The sequence below is a fragment of the Kitasatospora sp. NPDC059160 genome (assembly GCF_042755465.1).
GTDB lineage: Bacteria > Actinomycetota > Actinomycetes > Streptomycetales > Streptomycetaceae > Kitasatospora.
The window spans coordinates 43,927-51,287 of sequence record NZ_JBHZCN010000069.1; the positions used below are offsets into that span (position 1 = coordinate 43,927).

7 protein-coding genes are annotated in these 7,361 nt (G+C 74.5%); 1 reads left to right on the forward strand and 6 read right to left on the reverse strand.

Annotation, left to right across the window (positions count from 1 at the left end; genetic code table 11):
- Positions 1-9: 9 nt before the first annotated feature.
- The 6 genes from ACFXOZ_RS27000 to ACFXOZ_RS27025 all read right to left on the reverse strand — a co-directional run bounded on the left by ACFXOZ_RS27000 (position 10) and on the right by ACFXOZ_RS27025 (position 6,018).
- Positions 10-873 carry a sugar phosphate isomerase/epimerase family protein gene (locus tag ACFXOZ_RS27000; RefSeq protein WP_380522964.1) on the reverse strand — a complete coding sequence of 288 codons (864 nt, stop codon included), beginning with the start codon at positions 871-873 and terminating at the stop codon, positions 10-12.
- Positions 870-1,688, reverse strand: a complete 819-nt coding sequence (locus tag ACFXOZ_RS27005) for an SDR family NAD(P)-dependent oxidoreductase (protein ID WP_380593080.1) — start codon at positions 1,686-1,688, stop codon at positions 870-872. Before ACFXOZ_RS27005 ends, ACFXOZ_RS27000 begins: the two co-directional genes overlap by 4 nt.
- Positions 1,685-2,860 carry an alcohol dehydrogenase catalytic domain-containing protein gene (locus ACFXOZ_RS27010; protein WP_380593081.1) on the reverse strand — a complete coding sequence of 392 codons (1,176 nt, stop codon included), beginning with the start codon at positions 2,858-2,860 and terminating at the stop codon, positions 1,685-1,687. Before ACFXOZ_RS27010 ends, ACFXOZ_RS27005 begins: the two co-directional genes overlap by 4 nt.
- Positions 2,857-4,062, reverse strand: a complete 1,206-nt coding sequence (locus tag ACFXOZ_RS27015; RefSeq protein ID WP_380593082.1) for an ROK family protein — start codon at positions 4,060-4,062, stop codon at positions 2,857-2,859. The genes ACFXOZ_RS27010 and ACFXOZ_RS27015 overlap by 4 nt, the downstream gene beginning before the upstream one ends.
- On the reverse strand, positions 4,059-5,300 hold the full coding sequence (locus ACFXOZ_RS27020) for a sedoheptulose 7-phosphate cyclase (RefSeq protein ID WP_380593083.1): 1,242 nt from the start codon (positions 5,298-5,300) through the stop codon (positions 4,059-4,061). The genes ACFXOZ_RS27015 and ACFXOZ_RS27020 overlap by 4 nt, the downstream gene beginning before the upstream one ends.
- Before the next feature lie 259 nt (positions 5,301-5,559).
- Positions 5,560-6,018 (reverse strand): MarR family winged helix-turn-helix transcriptional regulator, encoded by a 459-nt coding sequence (locus tag ACFXOZ_RS27025; protein ID WP_380522969.1) that lies wholly within the window; start codon positions 6,016-6,018, stop codon positions 5,560-5,562.
- A gap of 170 nt (positions 6,019-6,188) precedes the next feature.
- Between ACFXOZ_RS27025 and ACFXOZ_RS27030 the strand changes: the two genes are divergently transcribed.
- The coding region (locus tag ACFXOZ_RS27030) for an MFS transporter (RefSeq protein WP_380593084.1) at positions 6,189-7,361 on the forward strand (1,173 nt) is incomplete at its 3' end.

Consider the following 7,361-nt stretch of genomic DNA (forward strand, 5'->3'; position numbering starts at 1 on the left):
GGGGGCTCCTCAGGGGCGGGAGGCGGACGGCTCGTGGGGGACGGACGGCTGGTGGGGGGCGGACGGCTGGTGGGTGCGGGCGAGGTCGCGGGCGCGTTCGAGGTCGAGGGCGAGGCGGACGGGGTCGCCGTCGCGGTGGTCGTTCTCCAGGACCAGCGCCTCGGGCCGGAACCCGTGCGCGGCGAGGGCGGCGAGGGACTCCCGGACCGGGCCGTCCCCGTCGCCGAGGAGGTCCCGCGCCACCACGCCGCCGGTGCCGTCCTTGAGGTGGACGTGGGGCGCGAGCCAGGGGTGGACGGCCTCGACCAGGGCCACCGCGTCGACCCCGGCGACCCGCGGGTTGTAGGTGTCCAGCAGCAGCCGGAAGCCGTCCGCCGCGACCTGGTCGACCAGGCGGCGGGCGCGCGCCGGGTCGAGGTCGTTCTCGTTGGCCAGCAGCAGCCCGCGGGCCCGGGCCTCCGCCGCCGCCCAGGCCAGTACGGCGGCCGTGCGGTCCAGTTCCGCGCGGTCGGTGACGGCGCTGCGGCGGAAGCTGGGGACGAAGGCCAGCGGGGCGCCGAGGGCGTGGGCGGCGTCCAGCACCCGGATCAGGACGCGTCGGACGCGCAGCGCGTCCCGGCCGCCCGGCGGGGCGTGCAGGCCGATGTCGTTGAGGGTGTTGCCCGCGACGGCGAGCGGTCGGACCCGGAGCCGGGCGCAGTGCTCCAGGATCCGCTCGACGGTGCCCGGCGCGTCGAGCCACGGCCCGCGGCCGGGGCCGCCGAGGTCGAGCTGGAGGCCGTCGGCGCCGGCCCGGTGGGTGAGCCGGACCGCGTCGAGGTGGTCCCCGGGCAGGCGCCAGCCGGCCAGCCCGAGGAGCGGGGCGGCGGTCACGAGGTGGCGCCGGCGGCGGCCCTCGCGGTGGCGGTGGCGGTGGCCGGGACGGGGCGGCTCTGGGAGAGCGGCAGCCCCTCGCCGACCGGGCGCCAGCCGCCCTCGGGGTCCACCACCAGGTGGGCGCCGTGCAGTCCGGCGCCGGCCGTCGCCGCGAGCTCGTGGGCCAGCGGGGCGAAGCTCGCCGGGCGCATGTACGCGGTGTAGTCGAAGCCGTCGGGGCGCCGGCGCCGGATCCCGGGGGTGTCGACCATGCCGGCGGGCAGGGCCTGGACGATCCGCAGCGCCTCGGTGCCCGGCGGTTCGGCGGCCTCCTCCTGGGCGACGGAGTCGAGCAGGGCGGCGGCGCCCGCCTTGGTGGCGGCGTAGCCGGAGCGGCCCGGCCCGGCGTTGTAGACGACCTCGGAGGAGATGCCGAGGAACAGCCCGGGACGGTCGGGTCGGCGCAGGGCCGGGACGGTCCAGGAGAGGGTGAGCCAGAGGCCGTGCAGATTGACGTCGAGTTGGCGGCGCCACTCGGCCTCGGTGCACTCGCGGAAGAGGGTCCGCCGGTCGCCGTAGTGGACGGCCGAGTAGCAGACGGCGTGCAGCGGTTCGGCGCCGGCCAGGGACAGGTTCTCGGCGACCCGGTCGGTGTCGGTCAGGTCGGTGGCCGCCCAGCGCAGCCGCTCGGCCCCGGGGCCGGCCGGGCGCGAGCGGCTGAGCACGGTGACGTCCAGCCCGGCCTCGGCCCAGGCGTCCGCGACGCCACGGCCGATGCCGGTGGACCCGCCGACGACCAGGGCGCGGCGGCGGGTGCGGTCGGGCGCGGTCACTGGGCCTCCAGGGGTGTGGGCGGCGCCGGGGCGAAGCGCACCGCGAGTTTGACGAGCCGGCTCCCGGCGACGCTGCGTCCGCCGCCGGCCGAGAGCCCGGTCATGATCCGGGCGGCCTCCGGCGGCCCGACGACGTGCGTCACCAGGTCGCGGTAGGCCTCCGGGTGGTGGCACAGCTCGGCGGCGGCCTCGGCGAGGTGGTCGTTGCCCACGCCGCGGTGGCCGGTCAGCCGGACGCGTCGGCCGTCGGCGGTGCGGGTGGTGGTGAAGGCGTACGGGACGGGGTGCCCGGCGCAGTTGGCGGCCCGGACGGCGGCCAGGTCGACGCCGGGCAGTTCGGTGACGGCGGCGCCGGGCGGGAGGCCGCCGAACAGGTCGACGGTCAGGTCGCCGGTCGCGTCGTCGTCGAGGTGGTCCGAGAGTCCGGGGCCGCCGAGCCGCAGGGCGGCGGCGAGCGCGGCGAGGGTCCCGTCGCGCGGGGTCGCGAGCAGGGCCGCGACCGGCCCGGAGCCCACCGGGGGCACCGGGTCGAGCGTCAACTCCACGCCGGGGAAGGCCCGTTCAGCGCTCCAGGCCAGCCCGTCCGGGGTGTGGTGGACGAGCAGGACGCGGACGTCGGCGCCGAGCCGGCGGCGGGCGGCCCGGACGGCGAGCTGCCCGATCGTCCCGTCGCCGTACACCACCAGGGTCCGGGGACGGCCGGCGGCCAGCAGGCCGAGGGCGTACCGGACGGCGGCCAACGGCTCGATCAGGGCACCGAGCACCGGGTCGGGCTCCTGCGCCAGCGGCACCACCAGGCCGTCCCGGACGGCCGTCGCCGGGATCAGGGTGCGTTCCTGGAGCAGGCCGTCGACGTTGTGCCCGAGCAGGAAGGACGGGTCCGTCCGGTGGGTCGGGTTGACCACCACCGGGGTGCCCGGGCGGCGCAGGGCGGCGGGGACGCCCGGGCCGGCGGCGACCACCCGGGCGATGCCCTCGTGGCCGATCACCGGCGCCGGGTCGTCGCGCAGCCCGCGCAGCATCTGGATGTCCGTCCCGCACAGCCCGGCGACCTGGGTGGCGACGAGGAGTTCGCCCGGGGCGGGGGCCTGGGTGGGACGCAGCCGCAGCCGTACGCCGCCGGGCTCGCGGACCAGCGCGCGGTGGCTGGGGACGCGCTCGGCCGTCGTCACGTCGACGCTCCGGCTCCGGCCGCGATCCCGGCCCCGGCGAGGCTGTCGGCCTCGCCGGGGGCGGTGACGGTGATCCGCCGGTGCAGCCAGTCGGGGGTGCGGTCGCTGGTCAGGTAGAGGCCCTCGCGGGTGAGGTGGCCCAGCAGGGCGCGCTGGTAGTGGTGGCCGAGGCCGTGGACGACGCCGCCGGTCAGCACCACCTCGTCCAGCTCGGGGTCGAGGCAGAGCGCGGTGCGCAGGACAGCCGCGACGGGGGCGGTCGCGGCGTCGAGCAGGTCGGCGGCGAGCGTGTCCGGCCCGGGGCGTCCGTCCTGCCCGTCCCTCCCGTCCTGTGCACGCTGTGCGCCGGTCCCGTCCTGCTCGTCCTGCTCGTCCAGGGCCCGGCGCAGTGCTGTCTCGAAGGCGGTGCCGCCGGCGGTGAGCCGGCCGAGCCGGGAGGCCGCCCAACGGGCGGGCTCCCGGTGGGCGAGGGTGTCGGCCAGCCGGGCGATGCCGGGGCCGGAGGCGTAGGCGGCGAGGTGGCCGGGCCGGCCGCAGTCGCAGGTCAACTCCACGGTGCTGCCCAGGAGGTCGGCGTGCACCGGCAGGTGGCCGATCTCGCCCTGCAGTCCGCTGTCGTCGACCGGGATCCGGCGCTGCCGCTGGTCGAGCACCCGGCAGGCGATGCCGGAACTGATGGTGGCCAGCAGGACCTTGCGGTGGCCGCTGCGCTCGGCGGCCGCGGCGGCGTGCAGCAGCGCGGCGGTGACGTCGTTGACGATGTGCCACCGGACGTCCGGGCGCCGGGCGGTCAGCGCGGCCCGCAGGTCGTACGGCTCGCTGTGCTCGCCCCACAGCGGGGCGGAGGCGTAGACGAGCCCGGAGCGGTGGTCGAGGGCCGCGCCGAAGGAGATGCCGACGACGGGGGCCGGGGTGTGCGGCACGCCGGCGCACAGCTGGCGGACCATCATGTCCTGGAGCTCGGCGACGGTGGCCGAGGGGAAGCGCTTGAAGCTGGGGGAGGGGTGCGTGGTGCGGGTCCCCAGCCCGCCCCGGCGCTGCCAGACGGCCCGGCGGATGTGGGTGCCGCCGACGTCGAAGACGGTGATGTCCGCAGGCGCCTGGCCGCCCGGCGAGGCGTCCGGCAGAGTGTCCCGGCCGCCGCCCGGCGAGGCGTCCGGAGAGGCGTCCGGCGAGGCCTGGGGCACGGTGCCCGCGCTCATACCGCCGCGCCGACGAGCTCGGCCCGCGCATCCGTCGTCCAGGCGCCGATGAACTCCAGGGCCCGGCCGAGCTCCGCCGGGGTGAGGTCGTTGGTGAAGACGACGGAGCCGATGCCCCGGGTGAGCGGGACGCGCTGGAGGCCGTCCCGGTGCTTGACCGCGTCGGCGAGCGCCTCCTCCAGCAGCTCCTGGGTGAAGATCGGGTGGGCGACGGGGAGTCGGAAGCCCTGGAGGAGTCTCAGCGCCCGGTCGGTGTCGTGCGCGGAGAGGTGGCCGCGGAGGTGGGCGAGGGCGAGGCAGATGGCCATGTCGACGGCGACGGCCTCGCCGTGCAGCAGGGGCGGGTCGGCGCGCAGTTCCAGGGAGGGGCTGAACGTGTGGCCGTAGTCGACGGAACGTTCCAAAACCTGTTCCCAGAGGTTGGGTTCCAGTTCGTCGAGCATCCCGGAGATGGCCCGGGACAGTACCTCGCTGACCGCCGAGCCGCAGCCGCCCAGGGTCTCGGGGGTGATGTCGCCGACGGTGGCCTCCAGCAGGTCGAACAGGACGGCGTCCTTGACCAGCGCCATCTTGATCACCTCGGCGATGCCGTTGGCGACGTGCCGGGGGTCGATGGTGCGCAGGAAGTGCGGGTCGATCAGGGCGAGTTCGGGGGCGAAGTAGGCGCCCAGGCGGTTCTTGTGGTGGCCGTGGTTGATTCCGGTCTTCACGCCGATGCCGGCGTCGATCTGGCCGACCAGCGTGGTGGGGACGCGGATGTAGGGCACGCCGCGGCGGTACATGCTCGCCGCGAAGCCGACGATGTCGAGGACGACGCCGCCGCCGACGGCGACGACCTTCTCGGCGCGGCGCAGGATGCCCATCCGGGACATGGCCTCGGTGACGAGGACGGCCTGCTCCAGGGACTTGGCGTCCTCGTCGCCCTGGACGACCTGCCAGGTCGCGTCGATCAGCCAGCGGTCGAAGTACGCGGCGAAGCGCTCGTGGTAGAGCGCGTCGACGGCGGAGTCGATCGCGAGCAGGCAGCGGAAGGGCCTGCCGTGGCCGCCGCCGACGGCGCGGGCGAGGGTGGGGTCGTCGAGGTCGAGCAGTCCGCGCACCATGCTGACGCTGTAGGCGACGGGCTGTTCGGCCCGGACGTTCCAGTGTAGGCCGGGCGGCTTGGGGAGATCCGCTACCGGGTTCAGGCCGGTCGGGCGGTGGTGCGTGGTCGGGCCGGGGAGTGGGGTACCGGACATGACGAAACCTCCGTGAGCGTCCTCGAGCGGGGGAGTGGGCGGTGGGAACGAGTCGACCGTCCGCCTGTTGTCGGCCTCGAACGCTAGTGCTCGATCCGTATACACGGCAACGTGATGGCGGTCACAGTAGATGCATTCAAATGCATATTTCTGGACTGTTACTTCGCGTGGAGTCCTGTTGCGGGGAGGTGAAGCGGCATGAAGCGGCCCCGGTCGCGGGCGGTGGCCTGCGACCGGGGCCGGTGCGGGGAGGGGGTGCTCAGTCGATCGGCACCGCGGGCGCGTACCGCAGCCGGGCGACGAGCGAGGCGGTGGAGTCGCTCAGGGCGGCCGAGTCGAGCGCCTCGGCGAGGGCCTTGCGCAGGGTCTGCTCGGCCTCCCCGGCCAGCCGCCGGCCGGCCTCGGTGATCCGCACGTCCACCCCGCGCTTGTCGTCCAGGGCGCTGCGCCGCACCACCCACTCGGCGTCCTCCAGGCGGGCGGTCATCCGGCTGACCGAGGGCTGGTTGGCGCCCAGGGTCTTCACCAGGTCCGACATCCGCAGGGTGCCGTCGCGCTGCTCGGCGAGCGAGAGCAGGAGCAGCAACTCGTTCATGGAGACCCCGTGGCTGCGGGTCAGCCGCCTGCCCGCGGTCGCGTTGACCTGCTCCATCAGGCGGGTGAGCTGTCGCCAGATGGCGATCTCGTCCCGCCCGCTCCCCGGTCCCCATGTCTCCATCGACGCGGCCCCTCACTGAGTCCTTCGGAACGTTCTGCTTGTCCGTCCGCCACTGTTTTCCAGCGTAACTCTTTGCGGCAGTTGACCACCCAGGCACGTTCGTCCATTATCTATATGCAATCGCATACATCATCCTTGAACCTGGCTCCCTACGAAAGGCTTGGGTCGCCATGCCACTGCCCCTCCTGGCCCTGATGCTCGGAGTGTTCTGCGTCGGCACCGCCGAGGTCGTCATCGCGGGGATCCTGCCCGAGATGTCCGCCGATCTGGACGTGACCATCCCGACCGCCGGCCTGCTGGTCACCGGTTACGCGCTGGGGGTGACGATCGGGGGGCCGATCATCACCCTGCTGACCACCAAGTGGTCCCGCAAGGGGCTGCTGCTCACCCTGATGGGCGTCTTCATCGTCGGCAACGTCATCGCCGTGCTCGCCCCCAACTACCCCACGCTGATGGGCGCGCGCATCTTCACCTCGCTCAGCCACGGCACCTTCGCCGCCGTCGCCTGGCACGTCGCCGCCCTGATGTCCCCGCCGGACAAGCAGGCCACCGCGATGGCCAAGATCGCGCTCGGCTTCAACTTCGCCAACGTGCTCGGCTCCCCGATCGGCACCTTCATCGGACAGCACTTCGGCTGGCGGGCCACCTTCGGCTACGTCACCGGCTTCGCCGTGCTGTGCCTGCTGCTGATCGTCAGGTTCGTGCCCGGCGCGCTGTCCACCGAGGGCGAGGGGGGCGCGGAGGGGAGCCTGTCGCTGCGCGAACAGATGAAGGTGTTCCGCAAGGGGAGTCTGCAACTGTCCATGCTGATCACCGTGTTGGCCCAGGGGGCGGTCTTCACCACCTCCACCTACCTGGCCCCGCTGCTGCGCGACATCGGCCACTTCGCGCCCGCCATGGTCGGCATCCTGCTGATCGTCTTCGGCATCGGCTCCGTCCTCGGCAACATCCTGGGCGGCAGGGCCGCCGACGCCAACGTGATGCGCGGCGTGCTGCGCGCCCAGAGCGCCCTGCTGGTCGCCCTGCTGCTGTTCTGGCTCGCCGCGCCCCACCAGGTCCCGGCCGCGATCGCGCTGTTCCTGTTCGGCGCCGCGGGCTTCTCCATCATCCCGGCGCTCCAGGCACGGATCCTCGCGGTGGCCGCCGCCGCGCCCGCCCTCGCCCTCTCGGCCAACGTCTCCGCGTTCAACCTGGGCAACGGGCTCGGCGCCTGGCTCGGCGGCGCGACCATCGACCTCGGCTACGACGCCCGGGCCGTCACCCTCACCGCCGCCCTCGCCACGGCGGTCGCCCTGACCCTCTCTTTTATTATTTGGGCCCGCGGCCGGAGAGTGGTGGATTTG

Excerpts from the sequence above, each read along its gene's own strand:
- ACFXOZ_RS27015 (WP_380593082.1), bottom strand. The coding sequence starts at position 4,062 with ATGAGCGCGGGCACCGTGCCCCAGGCCTCGCCGGACGCCTCTCCGGAC.
- ACFXOZ_RS27020 (WP_380593083.1), bottom strand. The coding sequence starts at position 5,300 with ATGTCCGGTACCCCACTCCCCGGCCCGACCACGCACCACCGCCCGACC.
- ACFXOZ_RS27025 (WP_380522969.1), bottom strand. The coding sequence starts at position 6,018 with ATGGAGACATGGGGACCGGGGAGCGGGCGGGACGAGATCGCCATCTGG.